General features: G+C 71.8%; 22 protein-coding genes. 16 read left to right on the top strand and 6 right to left on the bottom strand.

Features of this window, described 5'->3' with window-relative positions:
• Positions 1-102: 102 nt before the first annotated feature.
• From VFZ92_RS17525 to VFZ92_RS17515, 3 genes are read left to right on the top strand one after another with little or no spacing between them, the layout of a single operon-like run.
• Positions 103-1,086, top strand: coding sequence for a Bug family tripartite tricarboxylate transporter substrate binding protein (locus VFZ92_RS17525; RefSeq protein WP_330877009.1), 984 nt, complete (start codon positions 103-105; stop codon positions 1,084-1,086).
• On the top strand, positions 1,083-1,586 hold the full coding sequence (locus tag VFZ92_RS17520) for a tripartite tricarboxylate transporter TctB family protein (protein WP_330877008.1): 504 nt from the start codon (positions 1,083-1,085) through the stop codon (positions 1,584-1,586). Before VFZ92_RS17525 ends, VFZ92_RS17520 begins: the two co-directional genes overlap by 4 nt.
• Complete coding sequence (locus tag VFZ92_RS17515; protein WP_330877007.1) at positions 1,586-3,109, top strand: tripartite tricarboxylate transporter permease; 1,524 nt, start codon at positions 1,586-1,588, stop codon at positions 3,107-3,109. The genes VFZ92_RS17520 and VFZ92_RS17515 overlap by 1 nt, the downstream gene beginning before the upstream one ends.
• Positions 3,110-3,151: 42 nt before the next feature.
• Here VFZ92_RS17515 and VFZ92_RS17510 read toward each other — a convergent pair whose 3' ends face one another.
• Both VFZ92_RS17510 and VFZ92_RS17505 read right to left on the bottom strand, forming a co-directional pair.
• Positions 3,152-4,642: a CoA-acylating methylmalonate-semialdehyde dehydrogenase gene (locus VFZ92_RS17510; protein ID WP_330877006.1), complete on the bottom strand. Its 1,491-nt coding sequence runs from the start codon at positions 4,640-4,642 to the stop codon at positions 3,152-3,154.
• Entirely contained in the window at positions 4,639-5,640 is a 1,002-nt protein-coding gene (locus VFZ92_RS17505; RefSeq protein WP_330877005.1) for a LacI family DNA-binding transcriptional regulator, read from the bottom strand. Before VFZ92_RS17505 ends, VFZ92_RS17510 begins: the two co-directional genes overlap by 4 nt.
• A 138-nt stretch (positions 5,641-5,778) precedes the next feature.
• On the opposite strand from VFZ92_RS17505, the gene VFZ92_RS17500 reads away from it, so the two are divergent.
• From VFZ92_RS17500 to iolD, 9 genes are read left to right on the top strand one after another with little or no spacing between them, the layout of a single operon-like run.
• Positions 5,779-6,780, top strand: a complete 1,002-nt coding sequence (locus VFZ92_RS17500) for a Gfo/Idh/MocA family protein (RefSeq protein WP_330877004.1) — start codon at positions 5,779-5,781, stop codon at positions 6,778-6,780.
• Positions 6,777-7,652 carry a TIM barrel protein gene (locus VFZ92_RS17495; protein WP_330877003.1) on the top strand — a complete coding sequence of 292 codons (876 nt, stop codon included), beginning with the start codon at positions 6,777-6,779 and terminating at the stop codon, positions 7,650-7,652. Before VFZ92_RS17500 ends, VFZ92_RS17495 begins: the two co-directional genes overlap by 4 nt.
• A 5-nt stretch (positions 7,653-7,657) precedes the next feature.
• On the top strand, positions 7,658-8,665 hold the full coding sequence (locus VFZ92_RS17490; RefSeq protein WP_330877002.1) for a sugar ABC transporter substrate-binding protein: 1,008 nt from the start codon (positions 7,658-7,660) through the stop codon (positions 8,663-8,665).
• A 32-nt stretch (positions 8,666-8,697) separates the two neighbouring features.
• A complete protein-coding gene (locus tag VFZ92_RS17485; protein WP_330877001.1) occupies positions 8,698-9,747 on the top strand; it encodes an ABC transporter permease in 1,050 nt (349 codons plus the stop codon).
• Positions 9,744-10,535 (top strand): ATP-binding cassette domain-containing protein, encoded by a 792-nt coding sequence (locus VFZ92_RS17480; RefSeq protein WP_330877000.1) that lies wholly within the window; start codon positions 9,744-9,746, stop codon positions 10,533-10,535. The genes VFZ92_RS17485 and VFZ92_RS17480 overlap by 4 nt, the downstream gene beginning before the upstream one ends.
• Positions 10,535-11,464 carry a 5-dehydro-2-deoxygluconokinase gene (iolC, locus tag VFZ92_RS17475; RefSeq protein ID WP_330876999.1) on the top strand — a complete coding sequence of 310 codons (930 nt, stop codon included), beginning with the start codon at positions 10,535-10,537 and terminating at the stop codon, positions 11,462-11,464. The genes VFZ92_RS17480 and iolC overlap by 1 nt, the downstream gene beginning before the upstream one ends.
• Complete coding sequence (locus tag VFZ92_RS17470) at positions 11,461-12,369, top strand: Cgl0159 family (beta/alpha)8-fold protein (RefSeq protein ID WP_330876998.1); 909 nt, start codon at positions 11,461-11,463, stop codon at positions 12,367-12,369. Before iolC ends, VFZ92_RS17470 begins: the two co-directional genes overlap by 4 nt.
• Positions 12,366-13,253 (top strand): 5-deoxy-glucuronate isomerase, encoded by an 888-nt coding sequence (iolB, locus tag VFZ92_RS17465; RefSeq protein WP_330876997.1) that lies wholly within the window; start codon positions 12,366-12,368, stop codon positions 13,251-13,253. The genes VFZ92_RS17470 and iolB overlap by 4 nt, the downstream gene beginning before the upstream one ends.
• A complete protein-coding gene (gene iolD / locus VFZ92_RS17460) occupies positions 13,250-15,100 on the top strand; it encodes a 3D-(3,5/4)-trihydroxycyclohexane-1,2-dione acylhydrolase (decyclizing) (protein ID WP_330876996.1) in 1,851 nt (616 codons plus the stop codon). Before iolB ends, iolD begins: the two co-directional genes overlap by 4 nt.
• 21 nt (positions 15,101-15,121) lie before the next feature.
• On the opposite strand, the gene VFZ92_RS17455 is transcribed toward iolD, so the two are convergent.
• The 3 genes from VFZ92_RS17455 to VFZ92_RS17445 form a co-directional block, all read right to left on the bottom strand.
• Positions 15,122-15,496, bottom strand: a complete 375-nt coding sequence (locus VFZ92_RS17455) for a hypothetical protein (protein WP_330876995.1) — start codon at positions 15,494-15,496, stop codon at positions 15,122-15,124.
• A gap of 29 nt (positions 15,497-15,525) precedes the next feature.
• Complete coding sequence (locus tag VFZ92_RS17450) at positions 15,526-16,341, bottom strand: hypothetical protein (protein ID WP_330876994.1); 816 nt, start codon at positions 16,339-16,341, stop codon at positions 15,526-15,528.
• A 93-nt stretch (positions 16,342-16,434) separates the two neighbouring features.
• Complete coding sequence (locus VFZ92_RS17445) at positions 16,435-17,136, bottom strand: Crp/Fnr family transcriptional regulator (RefSeq protein WP_330876993.1); 702 nt, start codon at positions 17,134-17,136, stop codon at positions 16,435-16,437.
• A 311-nt stretch (positions 17,137-17,447) separates the two neighbouring features.
• Here VFZ92_RS17445 and VFZ92_RS17440 point away from each other — a divergent pair, with 311 nt between their 5' ends.
• Positions 17,448-18,512, top strand: a complete 1,065-nt coding sequence (locus VFZ92_RS17440; protein WP_330876992.1) for an NADH:flavin oxidoreductase/NADH oxidase — start codon at positions 17,448-17,450, stop codon at positions 18,510-18,512.
• 66 nt (positions 18,513-18,578) lie between these two features.
• On the opposite strand, the gene VFZ92_RS17435 is transcribed toward VFZ92_RS17440, so the two are convergent.
• Positions 18,579-18,764, bottom strand: a complete 186-nt coding sequence (locus VFZ92_RS17435) for a DUF3073 domain-containing protein (protein ID WP_106196235.1) — start codon at positions 18,762-18,764, stop codon at positions 18,579-18,581.
• A gap of 417 nt (positions 18,765-19,181) precedes the next feature.
• On the opposite strand from VFZ92_RS17435, the gene VFZ92_RS17430 reads away from it, so the two are divergent.
• From VFZ92_RS17430 to VFZ92_RS17420, 3 genes are all read left to right on the top strand, one after another.
• A complete protein-coding gene (locus VFZ92_RS17430) occupies positions 19,182-19,844 on the top strand; it encodes a hypothetical protein (protein ID WP_330876991.1) in 663 nt (220 codons plus the stop codon).
• 676 nt (positions 19,845-20,520) lie between these two features.
• On the top strand, positions 20,521-21,228 hold the full coding sequence (pgeF, locus tag VFZ92_RS17425) for a peptidoglycan editing factor PgeF (RefSeq protein WP_330876990.1): 708 nt from the start codon (positions 20,521-20,523) through the stop codon (positions 21,226-21,228).
• Positions 21,215-21,922, top strand: a complete 708-nt coding sequence (locus VFZ92_RS17420; RefSeq protein WP_330876989.1) for a YggS family pyridoxal phosphate-dependent enzyme — start codon at positions 21,215-21,217, stop codon at positions 21,920-21,922. Before pgeF ends, VFZ92_RS17420 begins: the two co-directional genes overlap by 14 nt.
• Positions 21,923-21,988: the final 66 nt, after the last annotated feature.

The following is a 21,988-nucleotide window of genomic DNA, read 5'->3' as shown; positions in this document are numbered from 1 at the left end:
GCGGGACCACAAAGACCAAAAGAACCGCTACGCCCGCAATCGGGACATCCGGTTAACACGGGTGCAACATCCCATCCAAGCGCAGGAGAGGCGGAGATCACAGTGCGGATCAGGAACTGGCTGGCGGTGGGGGCGGCGGTGGCGGCCGTGGTCGTCCTGCCGCCGTTGCTCACGCCCGGTGGGGACAGCGCCGCGGGCCAGCTCCGGGCCCTGCGGGTGCTGGTGCCCAACGCCCCCGGAGGCGGGTACGACATCACCGCGCGGACCGCGGCCAAGGCGATGGAGGACGCGGACCTGCTGCGCAACGCCGAGGTGTTCAACCTGCCCGGCGCAGGCGGGACCGTCGGGCTCGGGCGGACCGTGGCGGAGCGGGGCAACGGGAAGCTCGTCATGTCGATGGGCCTCGGCGTCGTCGGCTCCGTCTACACGAACAAGGCCCCCTCGTCCCTGCTGGACACCACGCCGATCGCGAAGCTGATCGAGGAGCCCGACATCGTGGTGGTCGGCAAGGAGTCGCCCTACCGGGACCTGGGTGAGCTGGTGGCCGCGTGGAAGGCGGACCCCGGTGCCGTCCCGGTCGGCGGCGGGTCGTCCCCCGGCGGGCCGGACCACCTGGCCCCGATGCTGATGGCCAAGGCCGTGGGGCTGGAGCCCAGGACGGTCAACTACATCCCGTTCGACGGCGGCGGCGAGCTGCTCGCGTCCGTGCTCGGCGGCAAGGTCGCGTTCGGCGTGTCCGGCATCGGCGAGTACCGCGACCAGATCCAGGCCGGGACGCTGCGGGTGCTGGCCGTGACCAGCGCCGACCGGATCCCCGGTGTGGACGCGCCGACGCTGGTGGAGGCCGGTGTGGACGTGAAGTTCAGCAACTGGCGCGGGATCGTCGCGCCGCCGGGCATCTCCGACACCGACCGCGACCGGCTGGTGGACCTCTTCACGACCCTCCACGGCACCGCGCAGTGGAAGGAAGCCCTGGAGCGCAACGGGTGGACCGACGCCTTCGCGCCGGGTGATCGGTTCGGCTCGTTCCTGGAGGACGAGAACACGCGGGTGGCGACGGTGCTGAAGGACTTGGGGTTGGCATGACGACTGCGAAGACGTGGTTGAGGGAGCGTTCCGAACTCGGGGTGTCCGCCGTCCTGGTGGTGCTCGGGGTCGTGGTGCTGGTGGACGCGGTGCGGATCCACACGGACTTCGCCCAGCGCGGGCCCGTCGGGCCCAGGGCCGTGCCGATCGTGGTGGGGACGGCGCTGCTCGTCGTCGCGGTGCTCCTCGCGCGGGACGTCCTGCGCGGTGGCCGGGGTGAGGCCGAGGGCGGGGAGGACGTCGACCTCGCCGCGCCCGCCGACTTCCGGACCGTGCTGCTGCTGTGCGGCGCCTTCCTGGCCAACGCGGCGCTGATCGGTGTGGTCGGGTTCCCGATCTCCGGGGCCGTGCTGTTCTGGGGCGCGGCGTACGCGCTGGGCAGCAGGCACTTCGTCCGCGACCCGCTGATCGCCGCCGGGCTGTCCGTGGCGACGTTCCTGGTCTTCAACAACCTGCTCGGCGTTCCCCTGCCCGGCGGTCCGCTGATGGGGGTGCTGTGATGTTCCAGCAGTTGATGGACGGCTTCGCGACGGCGCTGACGCCGACGCACCTGGCCATGGCCGCGCTGGGCGTGCTGCTCGGCACCGCCATCGGCGTGCTGCCGGGGATCGGGCCCGCCATGGCCGTGGCGCTGCTGCTCCCCGTGACCTACGGGCTGGAGCCGACCGGGGCGTTCATCATGTTCGCCGGGATCTACTACGGCGGGATGTTCGGCGGGTCGACCACGTCGATCCTGCTGAACACGCCGGGGGAGAGCGCGGCCGTGGTGGCGGCCATCGACGGCAACCCGATGGCGCGCAAGGGCCGGGGGTCGCAGGCGCTGGCCGCCGCGGCCATCGGCCACTTCATCGGCGGGATCATCGGGACGACGATGCTGGTCCTGCTGGCGCCCACCGTCGCGGAGTTCGCGGTGGACATCGGCGCGCCGGACTTCTTCGCGATCATGGTGCTGGCGTTCATCGCGGTCACGTCCGTGCTCGGCGCGTCGCGCGTCCGCGGGTTCGCGTCGCTGCTGATCGGGCTGACCATCGGCCTGGTCGGGCTGGACGAGATGACCGGGCAGCAGCGGCTGACGTTCGGGTCGCTGCACCTGGCGGACGGCATCGACGTGGTGATCGTCGCCGTGGCGCTGTTCGCCGTCGGCGAGTCGCTGTGGGTCGCGGCGCACCTGCGGCGGACCACCGGCCAGGCCATCCCGGTCGGACGGCCGTGGCTCGGGAGGGCCGACCTGAAGCGGGCCTGGAAGCCGTGGCTGCGCGGGCCGTTCATCGGCTTCCCGTTCGGGGCCATCCCGGCGGGCGGTGCCGAGATCCCCACGTTCCTGTCCTACGTCGCGGAGAAGCGGCTGTCGAAGGAGCACCGGGACGAGTTCGGCAAGGGCGCCATCGAGGGCGTCGCCGGACCCGAGGCGACCGCGTCGGCGTCCGCGGCCGGGACCCTGGTGTCGATGCTGACGCTGGGCCTGCCGACCACGGCCGTCGCCGCCGTCATGCTGGCCGCGTTCCAGCAGTACGGCATCCAGCCGGGGCCGCTGCTGTTCCAGCGGGAGTCCTCGCTGGTGTGGGGCCTGATCGCGTCGCTGTTCATCGGCCTGACGCTGCTGCTGGTGCTGAACCTGCCGCTGGCGCCGCTGTGGGCGAAGCTGCTGCGGATCCCCCGGCCCTACCTGTACGCGGGCATCCTGTTCTTCGCCAGCGTCGGGGCCTACGCGGTCAACGCCGACGTGTTCGACCTGCTGATCATGTTCGCGATCGGCGTGCTCGGGTTCGTGATGCGCCGGTACGGGCTGCCGGTGCTGCCCGCGATCATCGGCGTGATCCTCGGACCGGCCGCCGAGCAGCAGATGCGGCGGGCGCTCCAGCTCTCCGACGGCGACCTGGTCGGGCTGGTGAACACGCCGTTCTCGATCGTGGTCTACGTGATCATCGCGGTGCTGCTGTTCTTCCCGCTGGTCTGGAAGGCGGTCCGGCCGGAGAAGCCCGCGCCGCCGTCCGCGCCCGACCGGGAGGAGGTCGGGGTCTGAGCGCTCCCCGGTCCACGGCACCGCCGTGGACCGGGGAACCCCTCAGCCGTGGGTCGGGAAGCCCAGGTCGATCCCGTGCTGGCGCGGCCAGCGGGCGGTGACCGCCTTCGCCCTGGTGTAGAAGCGGACGCCCTCCGCGCCGTGCACGTGGGTGTCGCCGAACAGGGAGTCCTTCCAGCCGCCGAAGGAGTAGTAGGCCATCGGGACCGGGATGGGGACGTTGATGCCGACCATGCCGACGTGCACCCGCCGCTGGTACTCGCGGGCCGCCAGGCCGTCACCGGTGTAGATCGCGGTGCCGTTGCCGTAGGGGTTGGCGTTGACCAGGTCCACGGCGGCGTCGAACGTCGGCACGCGCACCACGCCGAGGACCGGGCCGAAGATCTCGTCCCGGTAGATCGACATCTCCGGGGTGACGTGGTCGAAGAGGGTCGGCTCGAGCCAGAACCCGTTCTCGTGGCCGTCCGGCGCGTGGCCCCGGCCGTCCACCACCAGCGACGCGCCCTCGGCGACGCCGGTGTCCACGTAGGACGTCACCCGGTCGCGGTGCGCGCCGGTGACCAGCGGCCCCATCTGCGAGGCGGGGTCCGTGCCGGGGCCGGTGACCAGCCCGGCGGTCCTCTCGGCGATCTTGTCCACCAGCGCGTCGGCGGCGTCGCCCACGGCGACCACCACGGAGATGGCCATGCAGCGTTCGCCCGCGCTGCCGTACCCGGCGGACACCGCGGCGTCCGCGGCCACGTCCAGGTCGGCGTCCGGGAGCACGACCATGTGGTTCTTCGCCCCGCCCAACGCCTGCACGCGCTTGCCCGCCGCCGTGCCGCGCGCGTAGACGTGCCTGGCGATGGCCGTCGAGCCCACGAACGACGCCGCGGCCACGTCCGGGTGGGCCAGCAGGGCGTTCACGGCCGTCGCGTCGCCGTGCAGGACGGTGAGCACGCCGTCCGGCAGGCCTGCCTCGCCGAACAGCTCGGCCAGCCGCACCGCCGCCGACGGGTCGCGCTCCGACGGCTTGAGGACGAACGCGTTGCCGCTCGCGATGGCCACCGGGAACATCCACATCGGGACCATCACGGGGAAGTTGAACGGCGTGATGCCCGCGACCACGCCCAGCGGCTGCCGCACCGAGTAGGCGTCCACCCCGCGGGACACCTGCTCCGAGTGCTCGCCCTTGAGCAGGTGCGGGATGCCGCACGCGAACTCCACGACCTCCAGGCCGCGCTGGACCTCGCCCGCGGCGTCGTCCAGCACCTTGCCGTGCTCGCTGGTGATGATCGCGGCCAGCTCGTCGCGGTGCTCGTGCAGCAGTTGGCGGTAGTCGAACAGGACGCGGGTGCGGGTCGCGAGGGAGGACTCCGACCACGAGGCCGCGGCCTTGACCGCCGACGCGACCGCCAGGTCCACGTCGGACTGGTCGGCCAGCCCCACCCGGCCGGTGACCTCGCCGGTCGCCGGGTTGAAGACGTCCGCTGTCCGGGTCGACACCCCGGTGGTGCGGGCGCCGTCGATCCAGTGCGGGATGGTGGGGCTCACGACGGTCCTCCTGGGGCGGCGGTGGTGTTCCGGACGACGAGCGACGGGTGCAGCAGGTGGCGGACCGGCTCGGTGCGCTCGCCGCGCACCCGTTGGATCAGGGCTTCGGCGGCCAACCGGCCGATCTGGTTGCGGGGCTGGTCGACCGTGGTGAGCGAGACGTGGCGCAGCGCGGCCAGGGACGTGTTGTCGTAGCCGACGACCGAGACGTCACCCGGCACGCGGAAGCCCGCCTCCTCCAGCGCGGAGATCGCGCCGACGGCGTTGAAGTCGTTGCAGGAGATGACGGCGGTCGGGACGCGCCCGCCGCGGTGCAGCTCCTCGACCGCCCGCGCCCCGGCGGCGTCGGTGTACTCGCTGGCGACGACCCTCGGTTCGAGGCCGTGCTTCGCCATGGCGCTGACGTAGCCCCGGCGGCGCGGACCGGACTGGCTGCCCTCACCGCCGTCGAGGTGGACGATGTCGCGGTGGCCCAGGGAAACCAGGTGGTCCACGGCCAGGCCCGCGCCCTGCTCCCCGTCGTCGTTGACCGTGTCGACGCCGGACACGCGCGAGGACCTGGCGACCAGCACGATCGGCAGGTGGTCGGCGGCGTTGCTGATCGCCGCCGTCGGCACCACGGGGCTGAGCAGGGCCAGGCCCGCCGGGCGGAACGAGAGCAGGCTGTCCAGCGCTCGCCGCTCCCGCGCCGGGCTGCGGCCACCGGTGTTGATGATGAGCTCGAAGCCCTGGTCGCGCGCCACGGCGTCGAGGCCGTCGACCACCTCGGCGAAGAACGCGTTGTGGAGGTCGGAGACCATCACGCCGAGCACCGTGGAGGTGCGGCTGGCCAGCGAGCGCGCCATCGCGTGCGGCGAGTAGCCCAGTTCCTCGGCCGCCCGCAGCACGGCGGCGCGTCGCTGCTCGCTCACCTTCGGTGATCCCCGCATCACCAGCGACACCAGCGCGCGGGACACCCCCGCCCGCTTGGCGACGTCCTCCATGGTTGGCCTGACCACCGCCACCTCCTCGTTCGCGGGTCACGAGCCGGAAACGCCCCCTTGACACCCGTGTGACGGAAGCTACAGCATTGGAGCGCTCCAACCAATAGAGCGCTCTAACGCCACAGACCTCCTACCAGGACGGAGACCCTCCGCATGCGGATCGGAGTCGCTGGAGTCGGCCGGATCGGCACGATGCACGCCACCAACCTCGCCGCGCTGGACCAGGTCGACGAGGTGCTCCTCTTCGACCCCGTTCCCGGCCGTGCCGCGCTGGCCTCGGCCGCTCTGCCCGGCACGAAGGCCGTCGACGACCTGGACGCCCTGCTCACCGCGAGTGACGGAGTGCTGCTCGCCACGCCCACGAACACGCACCCGGCGCTGCTGCGGGCGGCGCTGGCCGCGAAGGTCCCCGCCCTGTGCGAGAAGCCGATCGCGAGCGACCTGGACGAGATGCGGGCCCTCGTCGACGACGTCGAGGCGTCCGGGGTGGAGGTGCTGGTCGGCTTCCAGCGCCGGTTCGACCCCGCGGTGTTCGAGCTGCACCGCCGCATCCGCGCGGGTGAGGTCGGCGACGTCTACCTGGTGCGGGCGATCGGCAACGACGCCCAGCCGCCGGACCTCGCCTACCTGCCCGCCTCGGGCGGCATCTTCCGCGACCTGCTGATCCACGACCTCGACGCGGTCCCGTGGCTGGTCGGCGAGCCCGTCGTCGAGGTGTACGCCTCGGGCTCCGTGCTGGTGAACCAGGCGTTCGCCGACGCGGACGACGTGGACAACGCCGTGGTCCTGCTGAGGTTCGCGGGCGGCGCGCACGCCGCGCTGGCGGGTGGCCGCCACGACCCGCTGGGCTACGACCACCGCATCGAGGTGCTCGGCAGCAAGGACTCGCTCGCCGTCGGCGTCGACGCCCGCACCCCGCTGACCTCGCTCGAACCCGGCGGCCCCGTCGTCGCGGACGACGCGTACCCCGGTTTCCCCGAGCGGTTCCACCGCGCCTACCTCAACGAGATGACCGTGTTCACGCAGGTCGTGGCGGGCGAAGTGGCGAACCCGTCCCCCGCGCGGGAGAGTTTGATCAGCCTCCGCCTCGCCGAGGCGTGCGAGGCTTCCCGGCGTTCGGGCGCACCGGTCCGCCTGACAGGAGTCGACGCATGACGAAGATCGCCGGCGCACCCATCTCCTGGGGCGTGTGCGAGGTACCCGGCTGGGGTCGGGTGCTGGAGGCCGACCAGGTGCTCGGCGAGATGGCGTCGCTCGGCCTGACCGCGACCGAGCTGGGCCCGCCCGACTACCTGCCGTCCGAACCGGCCGAGCTGAAGGCGCTGCTGGCGGAGCACGGCCTCGGGCTGGTCGGCGGGTTCCTCGCGGTCGTGCTGCACGACCCGCCGCGGGTGCCCGCCACCGTGGAGGAAGCGGACCGGGTCGCCGCGCTGCTGGCCGCCGCGGGCGCCGGGGTGCTGGTGCTGGCCGCCGCGACCGGGCTCGACGGGTACGACGAGCGGCCCGCCCTGACCGACGAGCAGTGGCGGACGCTGGTCCAGACCTCCGCGAAGATCGCCGACGTCGCCGCGGGCCACGGCCTGCGCACGGTGCTGCACCCGCACGTCGGCACGCACGTCGAGAAGTCCGCCGAGGTCGAGCGGTTCCTCGCGGACTCCGAACTCCAGCTCTGCCTGGACACCGGCCACCTGCTCATCGGTGGCACGGACCCGGTCGACCTGGCCCGCCGCCACCCGGACAGGATCGGCCACGTGCACCTCAAGGACGTGCGGGCCGACATCGCGGAGCAGGTGCGCGACGGGAGGATCGGCTACACCACCGCGGTCCAGCGGGGCATCTACGTGCCGCTGGGCGACGGCGACGTCGACGTGGAGGCTCTCGTCACCCTCGTCCGCGAGGCGGGGTACACCGGGTGGTTCGTCCTCGAACAGGACACCGCGCTCGGTGACGGCGGTCCGACCGACACCCCGGTGCGGGACACCACGCGCAGCCTGGCGCACCTCAACAAGATCATCGGAAAGGGCTAGGGACGATGACGTCTGTTCGCTCTGCAAGACGAAGTGTTCTGCGCGTGGGTCTCGGCGTCGCCGCGGCCGCCCTGCTGGCCGCGTGCAGCGGGCCGGGTGCGAGCAACACCACCGGTTCCGGCAGCCCGGACACCGGGTCCGCCTCCAGCAGCGGGCCGCTCAAGGTCGCCGTGGTCACCCACGGCTCCGCCGGTGACGCGTTCTGGAACGTGGTCAAGAACGGCGCGACCGACGCGGGCAAGGCGCTCGGCGTGACCGTCGACTACAACTCCGACGGCGACCCGGCCGCGCAGTCCAAGCTGATCGACAACGCGGTGTCGCAGAAGGTCGGCGGCCTCGTCGTGTCGATGGCGAACCCGGACGCGCTGAAGACCTCGATCGACGCCGCCGTCAAGGCGGGCATCCCGGTGATCACCATCAACTCCGGTGGCGACAGGAGCGCGTCGTTCGGCGCCCTCGCGCACGTCGGCCAGGAGGAGGGCATCGCGGGCGAGCAGGCGGGCAAGAAGCTCAAGGAAGCGGGCAAGGCCAAGCTGCTCTGCGTGATCCACGAGGCGGGCAACATCGGCCTCAACCAGCGCTGCGACGGCGCGAAGACCGGTTTCGGCGGAGCGGTGTCGACGCTCCAGGTCGACATCAACAACCCGACCGACATCGAGGCCCGCATCAAGGGCGCGCTCCAGACCGACTCGTCGATCGACGCCGTGCTGGCGCTGAACCCGCAGGTCGCCGTCAACGCCGCGAGCGCGGTCAAGGGCGCGTCCAGCAAGGCCGCCGTGGCGACGTTCGACCTCAACGGCGACGTGGTCGCCTCCATCAAGGCCGGTGACGTCCTCTTCGCCGTCGACCAGCAGCAGTACGAGCAGGGCTACCTGCCGGTCGTGATGCTGAAGCTCTACAAGGACAACGCGAACACCGTCGGCGGCGGCCAGCCCGTGCTGACCGGTCCCGGTTTCGTCGACGAGTCCAACGTGGACAAGGTCGAGGAGTACGCCAAGCGCGGAACGCGCTAGGAACCGGCCGGGAAGGGAGAGATGGGGACGCAGTGGTAGCGCAAACAGAGGTGTCGTCCGGCGCCGACGAGCGGGTCCGCAGACCCGGCCTGCTCGACCGGCTGGTCGTCCGACCGGAGATCGGGTCACTGCTCGGCGCGGTGCTCGTGTTCCTGTTCTTCTCCATCGTGACCGAGCAGTTCCTGAGCCCCGGCGGTGTCGCGACCTGGCTCGACGACGCGTCCACGCTGGGGATCATGGCGGTGGCGGTGGCGCTGCTGATGATCGGCGGCGAGTTCGACCTGTCCGCCGGTGTCATGACCGCGTCCACCGCCCTGGTCACGGCCATCCTCTCCACCCAGCTCGGCTGGAACGTCTGGTTGGCCCTGTTCGCGTCACTGCTGTTCGCGCTGGGCGTCGGTGCGCTCAACGGGTGGCTGGTGATGCGGACGGGGTTGCCCAGCTTCATCGTCACGCTCGGCACGTTCCTCGCGTTGCAGGGCCTCAACCTCGGCATCACGCGGGTCGTCACCGGCACCGTGCAGGTGTCCGGGATGCGCACGACGGACGGCTACGAGTCGGCCGGGTTCCTGTTCGCCTCGACGTTCACCTTCGGCGGCACGTCGTTCTACATCTCGATCGTCTGGTGGGTCCTGTTCACGGTCGTCGCCTCGACGATCCTGCTGCGCACGCGGTTCGGCAACTGGATCTTCGCGGTCGGGGGGTCGGCGCTCAGCTCCCGCGCGGTCGGCGTCCCGGTGATGCGCACGAAGATCTACCTGTTCATGACCACGGCGTTCGCGGCGTGGCTGGTCGGGTCGATCAACATCCTGCGGTTCACCAGCGTGCAGGCCAACCAGGGCATCGGCCTGGAGTTCCAGTTCATCATCGCGGCGGTCATCGGCGGCTGCCTGCTCACCGGCGGCTTCGGCTCCGCGGTGGGCGCGGCCATCGGCGCGCTGATCTTCGGCATGGCGCGCCAGGGCATCGTCTACGCCAACTGGAACAGCGACTGGTTCCAGCTCTTCCTCGGCGTGATGCTGCTGTCCGCGGTGCTGGTCAACAACGCCCTGCGGCGGCGTGCGGAGAGGGTGCGGCGATGACCTCGCTGATCGAGACCACCGAGATCGGCAAGACCTACGGCAGCGTCATCGCGCTGCGGGACGTCTCGACCGTCGTCAACGCGGGCGAGGTGACCTGCGTGCTCGGCGACAACGGCGCGGGCAAGTCCACGCTGATCAAGATCCTCGCCGGGGTGCACCAGCACGACCGGGGGAGCCTGAGGGTGGAGGGCGAGGAGATCAGCTTCTCCTCCCCGCGCGAAGCGCTCGACCACGGGATCGCCACGGTCTACCAGGACCTCGCGGTGGTGCCGCTGATGAGCGTGTGGCGCAACTTCTTCCTGGGCTCCGAACCCACCAGGGGGGTCGGGCCGTTCAAGGTGCTCGACCGCAAGCAGGGCCGCGACGTCACGAAGAAGGCGCTGGCGGAGATGGGCATCGACCTGCGCGACGTCGAGCAGCCCGTCGGCACGCTGTCCGGCGGTGAGCGGCAGTGCGTCGCCATCGCCCGCGCCGTGCACTTCGGGGCGAAGGTGCTGATCCTGGACGAGCCGACCGCCGCGCTCGGCGTGAAGCAGGCCGGGGTGGTGCTGAAGTACGTGGCACGGGCCCGCGACCGCGGCCTCGGCGTCGTGCTGATCACGCACAACCCGCACCACGCCTACCCGGTCGGCGACCGGTTCCTGCTGCTCAAGCGGGGTCGGTCCCTCGGGTCGTACGACAAGGCCGACATCGGCGTCGAGGAGCTGACCCGGCAGATGGCCGGTGGCGCCGAGCTGGACGCGCTGTCCCACGAACTCCGGGCGGCCGGGACGGGGGACGCGGGCTGATGGCGCTGGACGTGCTCGCGGTCGGCCGCGTCGGCGTCGACCTCTACCCCGAGCAGAGCGGTGTCCCGCTGTCCGCCGTGCGCACGTTCGCCAAGTCGCTCGGCGGCACCGCGACCAACGTCGCCGTGGCCGCGGCCCGCCTCGGCCGCCGGACCGCCGTGCTGACCAAGGTCGGCCCGGACGGCTTCGGCGACTACGTCCGGGAGGCGCTGGAGGGGTTCGGCGTGTCGGCGGACCACGTCGGCACCTCGCCGGACCTGCGGACGCCGGTGGTGTTCTGCGAGCTGAACCCGCCGGAGGACCCGCCGCTGCTGTTCTACCGCTCGCCGATCGCGCCGGACCTGACGCTGGTCGAGGCGGACGTGCCGTGGGACGTGGTCGCGGACGTGCCGGTGCTGTGGGTGACCGGGACCGGGGTGTCGACCGAGCCCGCGCGGGGAACCCAGCGCAGGGTGTTGGAGCACCGCGGCCGTCGGGCGCACACCGTGCTGGACCTCGACTACCGGCCGATGTTCTGGTCCGATGTGGACAGTGCGCGCCGGGAGATCGGCTGGATGCTGGACCACGTGACCGTGGCCGTGGGCAACCGGACCGAGGTCGAGGTCGCCGTGGGCACCGCCGACCCGGACGAGGCGGCCCGGCGGCTGCTGGACCGCGGCGTGGAGCTGGCGCTGGTGAAGAAGGGCGCGGAGGGCGTGCTGGTCGCGACCCGCGAGGGGTCGTGGACCGTGCCGCCGCACCCGATCGACGTGGTCTGCGGGCTCGGCGCGGGCGACGCGTTCGGCGGAGCCCTGGCGCACGGCCTGCTCGCGGGCTGGGACCCGGTGCGGATCGCCCGCTACGCCAACGTCGCGGGCGCGCTGGTGGCGTCCCGGCTCGCGTGCGCCGACGCCATGCCCGAACCGCACGAGATCGAGGAGCACCTGTGATCACCGACCAGCGGTGGGCGGAGCTGCTGACCACGCGCGCCACCGACCCCGGCTCGATCCGGCGGGCCTACCAGGCCCGTCGCCGCCGGAAGACCCTGCTGTCCGACCGGGGGACGCTGTTCCTGGTCGCGGCCGACCACCCCGCCCGCGGCGCGCTCGGCGTGGGCGGGGACCCGCTCGCGATGGCGGACCGCCGCTCGCTGCTGGACCGGCTGCTCACCGCGCTGGCCGACCCGGCGGTGGACGGCGTGCTCGGCACGCCGGACGTGGTCGAGGACCTGCTGCTGCTGGACGGCCTGCACGAGAGGGTCGTGATCGGGTCGATGAACCGCGGCGGCCTCGCGGGCGCGGACTGGGAGGTCGACGACCGGTTCACCGCCTACGACGCCCCCTCGATCGCCACGAACGGGCTCGACGGCGGCAAGATGCTGCTGCGCCTGGTCGACTCCGACGCGGGCACCGCCCCGACGCTGGAGGGCTGCGCGCAGGCCGTGTCCGCGCTGGCGCAGCTCGGGCTCATGGCGATGGTCGAACCGCTGCCGTACGACCGGGACGCCGCCGGGAAGCTGGTGCTGCGCGACGACTCCGCGTCACTGGCCCGCGCCGCGGCCATCGCGGCCGGCCTGGGCACGACGTCGGCGCACACCTGGCTCAAGCTCCCCGCGCCCGCCGAACCGGACGTCGCGCTGGGCAGCACGACGCTGCCCGCGCTGGTGCTCGGCGGCGTGCCGTCGTCGCGGCCGGAGGACGACCTGGCCTCCTGGGGCCGCTCGCTGCGGCACCCCGCCGTGCGCGGGCTGGTCGTCGGCCGCGCCCTGCTCTACCCACCGGACGGCGACGTGGCGGGTGCGGTCGCGTCGGCCGCCGCCGTGCTGCGCACGGCGCACGAGGAGGTCACGGCATGAGCTGGCACCGTCCACTCGGGACACTGACCGACGGCGACGACCCGATCCGGCTCGGCCCGGCCGAGGCGGGGTGGACCTACACGGGCCTGCGCGTGCTGGTGCTCGCCGCGGGCGAGAGCCGCGCCGTCGACACCGGCGGGTTCGAGGCGTTCGTGCTGCCCCTCGCGGGCGGCTGCGCGGTGGAGGTCGACGGCGAGCGGTTCGAGCTGACCGGCCGCGAGTCGGTGTTCACCAGGGTCACGGACTTCGCCTACGTGCCGAGGGACGCGCACGTCGTGCTGACGTCCGCCGAGGGAGCCGAGGTGGCGCTGCCGATGGCCCGCTGCGACCGGCGGCTCGCCCCGAGGTACGGCCCGGCCGAGGACGTGCCGGTCGAGGTGCGCGGCGCGGGCAGCGCGACCAGGCAGGTCACCAACTTCGGCGTGCCCGGCGTGTGGGACCACGCGGACAAGCTCGTGGCCTGCGAGCTGATCACGCCCGACGGCAACTGGTCGTCCTACCCGCCGCACAAGCACGACGACTCCGAGCCGTGCGAGGTCGTGAACGAGGAGGTCTACTACTTCCGGATCGCGGGCCGCGACGGTGTCACGCCGTCCCGCGAGGGGTTCGGGCTGCACAGGACCTACACCGGTGACGGCGAGGTGGACGAGGACGTGGCCGTGCGCGACGGCGACGTGTTCCTGATCCCCCGCGGCTACCACGGTCCGTGCGTCGCCGCCCCCGGCTACCCGATGTACTACCTGAACGTCCTGGCCGGACCCGGCGCGGAGCGCTCGCTGGCGTTCTGCGACGACCCCGCGCACACGTGGGTGCGGGGGAGCTGGGCCGACCAGCAGCTCGACCCCCGGTGCCCGGTGACGACCGCGAAGGGACGGACGACATGAGGATGACCACGGCGCAGGCGCTCGTCCGGTGGATGGCGGCGCAGCGGACCGAGCTGTTCGACGGGTCCGAGGCCCCGCTGTTCCCCGGCGTGTTCGCGATCTTCGGCCACGGCAACGTGCTGGGGATCGGCAACGCCCTCGAAGAGGTGCGCGACGAGCTGCCGGTGTGGCGCGGCCACAACGAGCAGGGGATGGCGCTGGCCGCCGTCGGCATCGGCAAGGCCACGCACCGGCGCCAGGTCGGCGTCGCCACGTCGTCGATCGGGCCCGGCGCGCTGAACATGGTGACCGCGGCCGGTGTCGCCCACGCGAACCGGCTGCCGTTGCTGCTGCTGCCGGGCGACACGTTCGTCGGCCGCGCCCCCGACCCGGTGCTCCAGCAGGTCGAGCACTTCCACGACCCGACCACGACCGTCAACGACGCCTTCCGGGCCGTGAGCCGGTACTTCGACCGGATCACCAGGCCGGAGCAGCTGCTGTCGACGCTGCCGCAGGTGGCGCGGGTGCTGACCGACCCCGCCGACTGCGGGCCCGTGACGCTGGCCCTGCCGCAGGACGTCCAGGCTGAGTCCTACGACTTCCCGGACGCCCTGTTCCGGCCCGTGGTGCACAGGCTGGTCCGCCAGCGCCCCGACCTCCGCTCGCTGGTCGACGCGGCGGCGCTGATCACGGGGTCCCGCAAGCCGCTGCTGGTGCTGGGCGGGGGAGTCCGGTACTCCGGCGCGGCGGGCCGGGCGCTGAGGTTCGCCGAGCAGCACCGGATCCCCGTCGTGGAGACCACGGCGGGCCGGACCCTGGTGCCGCACGACCACCCGTTGAACGCCGGTCCGCTCGGGGTCACCGGCTCCACGTCGGCGAACGTGCTGGCCGCGGCGGCCGACGTCGTGATCGCGGTGGGGACGCGGTTGCAGGACTTCACCACGGCGTCGTGGACGGTGTTCTCCCCGGACGTCTCGCTGCTCACGCTGAACGCGGCCCGGTTCGACGCGGTGAAGCACGGCGCGCAGGCGCTGCTGGCGGACGCCGACGAGGGCCTGCGGGAGCTGACCGACCTCCTCGGCGAGTGGCAGGCCGACTCGACGTGGGCCGCCGAGGCGGTGGTCGAGCGGTGCCGGTGGGACGAGCACGTCGACGGGCTCCGCGCGCCGGACACGGACCTGCCCACCTACGCCCAGGTCGTCGGGGTGGTCAACGACCTCAGCACGCCCGAGGACTACGTGATGACGGCGTCCGGCGGGCTGCCCGGCGAGCTGATCGGCGGGTGGCGGGCCGTCGGCGAGTCCACGATGGACGTCGAGTACGGCTTCTCCTGCATGGGCTACGAGCTGGCGGGGGCCTGGGGCGCGGCCATCGCCCGGCCGTCCGGCGTCGTCACCACCCTCGTCGGCGACGGCTCGTACCTGATGCTGAACTCCGAGCTGTTCTCGGCCGCGTTCGCCGGGCACGGGTTCGTGGCCGTGGTGTGCGACAACGACGGGTACGCGGTGATCCACCGGTTGCAGACCGGGCAGGGCGGGGTCGGGTTCAACAACATGTACGCGGACGTGCGGAGCGCGCACGCCGCGCCGCCCCGCACCGACTTCGCCGCGCACGCCGCTTCCCTGGGGTGCGCGGTCTTCGCGGTCGACGAGGTGGACGACCTGGCCGACGCCTACCGGCGGGCCAGGGAGGCGGCCGTCGGTGAACGGCGACCCGCGGTCGTCGTGATCCGGACGCACCCGGCCGCGTGGACCGAGGCGGGCGCCTGGTGGGAGGTCGCCGTTCCCTCGGTCTCGCACCGCGAGGAGATCGACGCCGCCCACGACCGGATGGGGCAGGACAAGGCCCGGCAGGTCCGCTACCTGTGACCCCGCCGCGGCCCCCGGTCGCTAGAGGCCTGGCGGGGCCGGGTGCAGCACGGCCGCGTCGACCGGGGTGCGGGGCAGCGCGGGGCTGATGGCGCCGAGCACGGCCCTCAGCTCACCCTCCAGTTCGGGGTGCTCCCAGAGGACGGCGTGGATCGAGCCGCGCCACTCCGTGGTGAACTCGGCCCTGGCCTGGGTCTGCCGCTCCAGCGGTACCAGGGCCAGTTCGTCGCGCGAGGCCTGGAGCCTGGTCGTGACGAACTCGACCCTGCGCGGCTCGCCGGAGCCCAGCACGCCCGCGACCTCGGTCCGGACTCCCGTCCAGAGGTGCGTGTCCATCGCCTTGACCAGTGCGCCCGCGACCGTGCCCGCCAGCAGGCGGAGCCCTTCGTCCGGCATCCGTTTCCTCTCGAACCTGGTTCTCGCCATCAGTTCTTGCCAGATCCCCCGTGGTAGTTCGGGCCGAAGGTCGAGCCCTTCACGTCGTTGCGGTCGAAGTTCTGGATGACGTCCGCGTTCTGCACGGCTCGCGGGATGCGGATGTCGTTGCCCGCCTGGTAGACCGTGGAGCCGCCGCTCGCCACGGCGTGCTGGTTCACCGTGCCGGCTCGCGCGGGCGGCCGCTCGGTGAGCGGCGCGGGGGCGTCGAGGTTCATCGCGTGCACGTCGCCGTCCGGGATCCACATCCGACCGTGGCCGCTGAAGTTCTTCACGGTCACGTCGACCCTGCGGAAGTCGGCCGGGTTGAGGGACGTGTGGCCCCCGGCGACCAGCGTGTCGTAGAGGTGTTCGGACAGGACGACCACGAGGTCGGCGTTGGGGAAGTCCTCCAGCGCCTGGTGCGCGGCCTCGCTGTTGAGCAGGCGGCTGACCAGGACCGCGTCCTTGCCGGGGAAGCCGTTCGCGCCGTCGACGACGGCGCCGTGGTGCAGGGCCATCCGCATGCGGACCTTGGCCTCGGGGACGCGGTAGCGGTTGACCGACCGGAGTTCGGCGTTCAGCGCCCGCACGTAGTCGTCCACCACGGGGCGCTCCGGGGTGTCGGGGGGCAGGACGGCGAACTCCTCGTCGCCCTTGGGCTGGCGGTGCCACGTGGTGCGGTCGAGGCCCGCCGCGACGCCCGCCCGGTCGAGGCTCTGGACCAGCAGTTCCTGGAGGATCCCCTGGAGCTGGTCGTCGGCCGCCCCGTACTTGCGCAGGTCGCAGCAGACGAGCAGACTGCGCCGAAAGTTGGCCTGGCTCATGGCGGACGACCTCCGGGGGATTCGACAGGCTGCTGCGCAGAGTCACTGTGCTGTACGGCATCGGACGGAAAACCGCAGAAGTGCGGTCTTGTCTCAGTAGCTCGCGAATTCACGCAAACGCCGCAGGTCGGGAACGACCACGTTGCGCCTCAGGTGGCTCACCACGACGCCCGCCTTGCGCAGATCGCTGAAGGCCTTCTCGGCGGTTCGCGGCTTCATGCCCGCGATCGACGCCAGTTCGACTTTGGTCAGCGGGATTCCCAGCACCCACCCCTCGGTCTCTTCTCGGCCATAGGTCTGCACCAATTCGCAGACCACCCTGGCCACCCTCTCGGCGGCGGGGTGGGAGAGGAAATCGCGCCTGCGCTGATTGGCCCACCGGAGCCGGTCGTTCGTCATCGCGAACAATTCGAGGAACGCGTCGTTGCGGCGGTGCAGAAAGGCGGTCAGCTCGGCGGCGCTGATCATCTTGGCGACCACGTCCCCGCAGGTCACCACGGTGGCGGACCGCGGCTTCTGGTCCAGCGCGGACATCTCGCCCACGAGGTCGCCCGCGACGCGGATGGCCAGCAGCGCCGTGTTGCCGGTCTCGTCCGACGCCTGGACCTTCACGACACCGTCCAGCAGCAGGAGGACGTGGGTGTCCTTCGCGTCCTGCTCGATGACTTCCTTGTCCGCCGGATAGCGAACGACCGTCCCGATGTTCAGCAGTTCCTGTCTCGGGCCCTCGCGCAGGCGACCCAGCAGGCTGTTCGACGGCCACGCGAGATCCTGTGTTGCTGTCGGCAATGGCATTTGGATCCTGGTTACTCGTCGGTACCGGCGGGCGATGTGAAAATCGAATTCATCGTGAGCGCACACTCGTACCCGAGAGTAAGTGTGTGCGGCGGAGACCCCGAACGTGCAGGGGAGAGTACACCCAATTGGACGCACGGCGCAGGTGATACGGCTTATCACCAATTTGATGATCAACTTCTATTGGGAATGGATACCGGACGGACTGGAATTCCGCTGCTCCCACCAGGTGTGATCCGCGTCCGCGGGGGAACAACACGCCGGACGTCGAACCTTGCACGACACAGCGTCCCCGAGAGAAGGAGCCCGCTGTGAGCCTCCTGTTCACCCCGCTCGACCTGCGGTCGGTGACCCTGCCGAACCGCATCGCCGTGAGCCCGATGTGCCAGTACTCGGCGGTGGACGGCCTGCCCGACAACTGGCACCTGGTCCACCTCGGCTCCCGTGCCGTCGGCGGTGCGGGCCTGGTCATCACCGAGGCCACGTCCGTCCAGGACGTCGGCCGCATCTCACCCGGCGACACCGGGATCTGGAACGACGAGCAGCGGGAGGCGTGGCGGCCGATCGCCCGGTTCATCCGCGAGCACGGCGCCGTCGCCGGGATGCAGCTGGCCCACGCGGGCCGCAAGGCCTCCACCCGCGCGCCGTTCGACGACGTGCAGGGCGGCGTGCCGGACGAGGAGGGCGGCTGGACGCCCGTCGGGGTGGGCACCGAGCCGTTCAGCGAGAGCTACCGCACGCCGGTCGAACTGGACGAGGACGGCGTCCGGCAGGTCGTCCGCGACTTCGCCGCAGGCGCTCGGCGGGCCGTCGACGCAGGCTTCCAGCTCGTCGAGGTCCACGCCGCCCACGGCTACCTGCTGCACCAGTTCCTGTCGCCGCTCACCAACAAGCGCACCGACGCCTACGGCGGCGACTTCGAGGGCCGCACCCGGCTGGCCGTCGAGGTGACGGCGGCCGTGCGCGCCGAGGTCGGCGAGGACGTGCCCGTGCTCGTCCGCATCTCCGCCACCGACTGGGTCGACGGGGGGTGGGACGAGCAGGACAGCATCCGGCTCTCGCGCGCCCTGGCGGACGTCGGCGCCGACCTGATCGACGCGTCGACCGGCGGCCTGGTGCCGGACGCCAAGATCGCCTTGGGACCGGGGTACCAGGTGCCGTTCGCCGACGCCGTTCGGAACAAGGCCGAAGTGCCCACCGGGGCCGTCGGACTCATCACCGACGCCCGGCAGGCTGAGACGATCCTCGCCGACGGGTCGGCGGACATCGTCCTACTGGCGCGCGAACTGCTCCGCGACCCGTACTGGCCGCTGCGCGCAGCAAGCCAGCTCGGGGCGGAGGTGAGGGCACCCAAGCAGTACGCGAGGGCGCTGTAGAAGGTCCCGAGACTTCAAGGGTTGAGCTGCTTGTGGCAGCTCAACCCTTGAGAGTCCCAGGTTGATTCAGCGACGGTAGTCGTCGTATCCGTCTTCCGACGGATCGTCTGGTCGCTCGTCGCTGAAGTGTCCATTCGCGGACTCGCCGCTGGACAGCTCGCGTTGCAAGGCGTCAAAGTCGGTGGAATGGGAGCTGTACTTAAGCTCTCGGGCCACCTTCGTCTGCTTGGCCTTCGCTCGGCCGCGCCCCATGGCTCGACCCCCTCAGACAGGGACGGGGGCGGCCGGGGGAACGGCGGCCCCACTCGTCTCGACAACTAGTTCCTGGTAACTACCGTACCGTGTCGATGGGGTTCCTCGCGACGCGGTAGGCCCTGGGAGTTGTGAGACGCACCGCCCAATCTCCTCCGAGGGCCTCCATGGCACGATGCACACGTGCCTCGACCGTTCGTCGCCTACCTCCGGGTGTACGAGCCGCTGTCGGCACTCGAACCCGCGTTGGCTGATCAGGTGCGTCGCGCGCTCGAAAAAGGACCGCTGAGCCGAGCCGACGCCGGGAACCGCGAACGCGAGCTGTGGTTGCGGTCACAGTTGGCCACGCCGCCGAGATTGCTGCCCGGAGATCGGTCCGACGGGCGTGGCGCGGCCCCTAACGCTCCCTTCGACGTGATGACCATCAGTCCGGCCGAGGTGCCCACCAGCGACGCCGCCCGAGTCGGGCCACCGCCCCTGGTCTGCCCCCTGGACCTGCGGGCCAGGTCGGCCGCCGGGCTCATCGGCTTCCTGGCCCAGTCGACCGGACCGCTGCGCGAGGAGGCCCTGCACCTGGGCGCCGACGAGGCGCGCTCGCGAGCGGCCTTCGTGATGGCCGAGCTGAACGCCGGGGCCGTCCACGTGGTGTCGACGACGTGGACCGTGCCCCTGCCGTGGTTCGCGCTGGTGGACCCGGACACGAGGCGCATCGTGCTGGCCCCGCAGAACGATCCCGCCCGGCAGCTGTCCTGGCGGGTGGCGATGGCTGACGCGCGGCGGCGGATCGCTCGGGCTCACACGATCGTGAAGCGCTCGATCGGGGAGAACGGGCCTGCTCGGGTGCTGGCGGACACCGGACGGTGGCTGGAGAACTTCCACCCTCACTCGGCCGTGGAGTTGGACTACGGCGGGTTGGTGCAGCTGGTCGAGGACAAGGACCTGCTGGAGGACACGTCGGCCCAGGACGTGAACGCGATCATCGACGCGTTGGAGGCCGGGGACTCGGAGGCCGTGGCGCTCCGGTACGAGTCGTTGCGGGAGTTCTGGTCGGAGTTGGGGCTGCGGGAGCGGCACGGGTGAATTCGTTGGCCTCCGCTGGCCGCCGTTGGCTTCCGTTGGCTTCCCGGGAGTGTCAGACCCCTGTCGTAGCGTGTGTGTCGGGGGGTCCTGCTCGGTGGGGGACGCCTGGTTCTGGCTGGTCGCGGGGTTGTGGGTCGGGTTCGGTGAGTTTGTGCGGCTGTGGGGCTGTTGGGTGGGGCTGTCCCCCCGATGCGCGAGTGTCGTCATGGCCGGGCGTACCGCGTCAAGGCGGGAAAGATGCCTTGACCCGGCACGTCCGGCCATGAGGGCGCTGGGGATCGGGGGGCAGGGTGGGGTGTGGGCGACAGTCGGCTTTGGCGGGTCCGCTTTGCCCTGGTCACACGGCTTGTGCGGGTCCGCTTGGGTGGTGGTCGGGCGGCTTGTGCGGGTCCGCTTGGGTGGTGGCCGGGCGGCTTGTGCGGGTCCGCGTTGCGGTGGCCGGGCGGCTTGAGCGGGTCCGCGTTGCGGTGGTCAGGCGGCTTGAGCGGGTTCGCTTGGGCGCAGGTCGGGCGGCTTGAGCAGGTCCGCTTTGCGGTGGTCGGGTGGCTTTGTGGGGTCCGCTTTGCGGTGGTCAGGTGGCTTGAGTGGTCTGCTTGGCGTGGTGTCTCGCCTTGGGCGGGTTCCCTTCGGCCGGCGCTGTCGCCGTCGTCGCCCCGGCACGTGGAAAGCTGTACCCGTGCGTATCCGTCGAGTTCTGACCACCCGTGACGGTGGGGTGTCGAAGCCGCCCTACGAGTCCTTCAACCTCGGCGACCACGTCGGTGACGACCCGGCCGCCGTCGCGGCCAACCGCAAGCGGTTGGCCGAGGGCATCGGGCTCGACGGGGAACGACTGGTGTGGATGGAGCAGGTGCACGGGCGGACCGTGACGGCTGTGTCCGGGCCGCTCGCCGCGCCCGCCGAGGCCACCGACGCGCTCGTCACGGCTGAGCCGGGGCTCGCGCTGGTGGTGTTGACCGCCGACTGCGTGCCCGTGCTGCTCGGCGACCCGGTCGCCGGGGTCGTCGGGGCCGTTCACGCCGGGCGGGTCGGGGCGCGGGTCGGGGTGGTGCCCGCCGCGGTGAAGGCGATGGTCGAGCTGGGGGCCGCCGTCGAGCGGATCGAGGTGCTGCTCGGGCCCGCCGTCTGCGGGAAGTGCTACGAGGTGCCCGCAGCGATGATGGCCGACGTCGAGAAGCACCTGCCCGGCAGCGCGTCGAAGTCGCGGGCCGCGAAGCCCGCGCTGGACCTGCGGGCGGGCCTCTGGGCGCAGCTCGCCGGGCTCGGCGTCGGCAAGCTGGGGGTGGACCCGCGGTGCACCTTCGAGGAGCGCACGCTGTTCAGCCACCGGCGGGAGCCCGGTACCGGTCGGTTGGGAGGGGTGATCTGGGTTGACCCGTCGTGACGAGCTGGCCGCGAACCTGGCCGACGTCCGCGCGCGCATCGAGGCGGCTTGCGGGGCCGCAGGGCGGTCACCGGCCGAGGTTGAGCTGCTCGCCGTCACCAAGACCTTCCCCGCGTCCGACGTGGCACTGCTGAGCGACCTGGGCCTGTCCGCCTTCGCGGAGAACCGGGACCAGGAGGCGGCCGCGAAGGTCGTCGAGTTCGGCGGGCTCCGGCCGGAGGTGGCCGCTCGGTGGCACATGGTCGGCAACGTGCAGCGGAACAAGGCGCGGTCGGTCGTGGAGTGGGCGGACCGGGTGGACACGATCGACTCGGTGCGGTTGGCCGACGCGCTGGCCAAGGCCGCGGCGCGGCGGGGGCGGCGGCTGGACGTGTTGATCCAGGTGAGCATCGACGGCGATCCGGCCCGCGGCGGATGTCCGGTCCCCGAGCTGTCGGCGCTCGCGGACCACGTCGCTGGAACGGGTGAACTTTTCCTGCGGGGTGTGATGGCCGTCGCACCGATCGGGATGAACCCCGCAGGCGCGTTTTCCGTGCTCGCGGATGAGGTATACCGCTTGCGTCGTGATCATCCCGCTGCGACTGTTGTCTCAGCGGGCATGAGCGGGGACCTGGAAGATGCGATCGCGCACGGAAGTACCTGCGTGCGTGTCGGAACGGCGCTGCTGGGAGGCCGAACGCTAGCCTCGCCGTAACTGTATGGAACCTCAGGGGTGGCCGCACCGTCCTTGGTGGTGGGAATCGCGGAGGAAGGGTCCCCT

The sequence above is a fragment of the Umezawaea sp. genome, assembly GCF_036375055.1.
GTDB lineage: Bacteria > Actinomycetota > Actinomycetes > Mycobacteriales > Pseudonocardiaceae > Umezawaea.
This window is presented reverse-complemented; position numbering and strand designations above follow the sequence as displayed.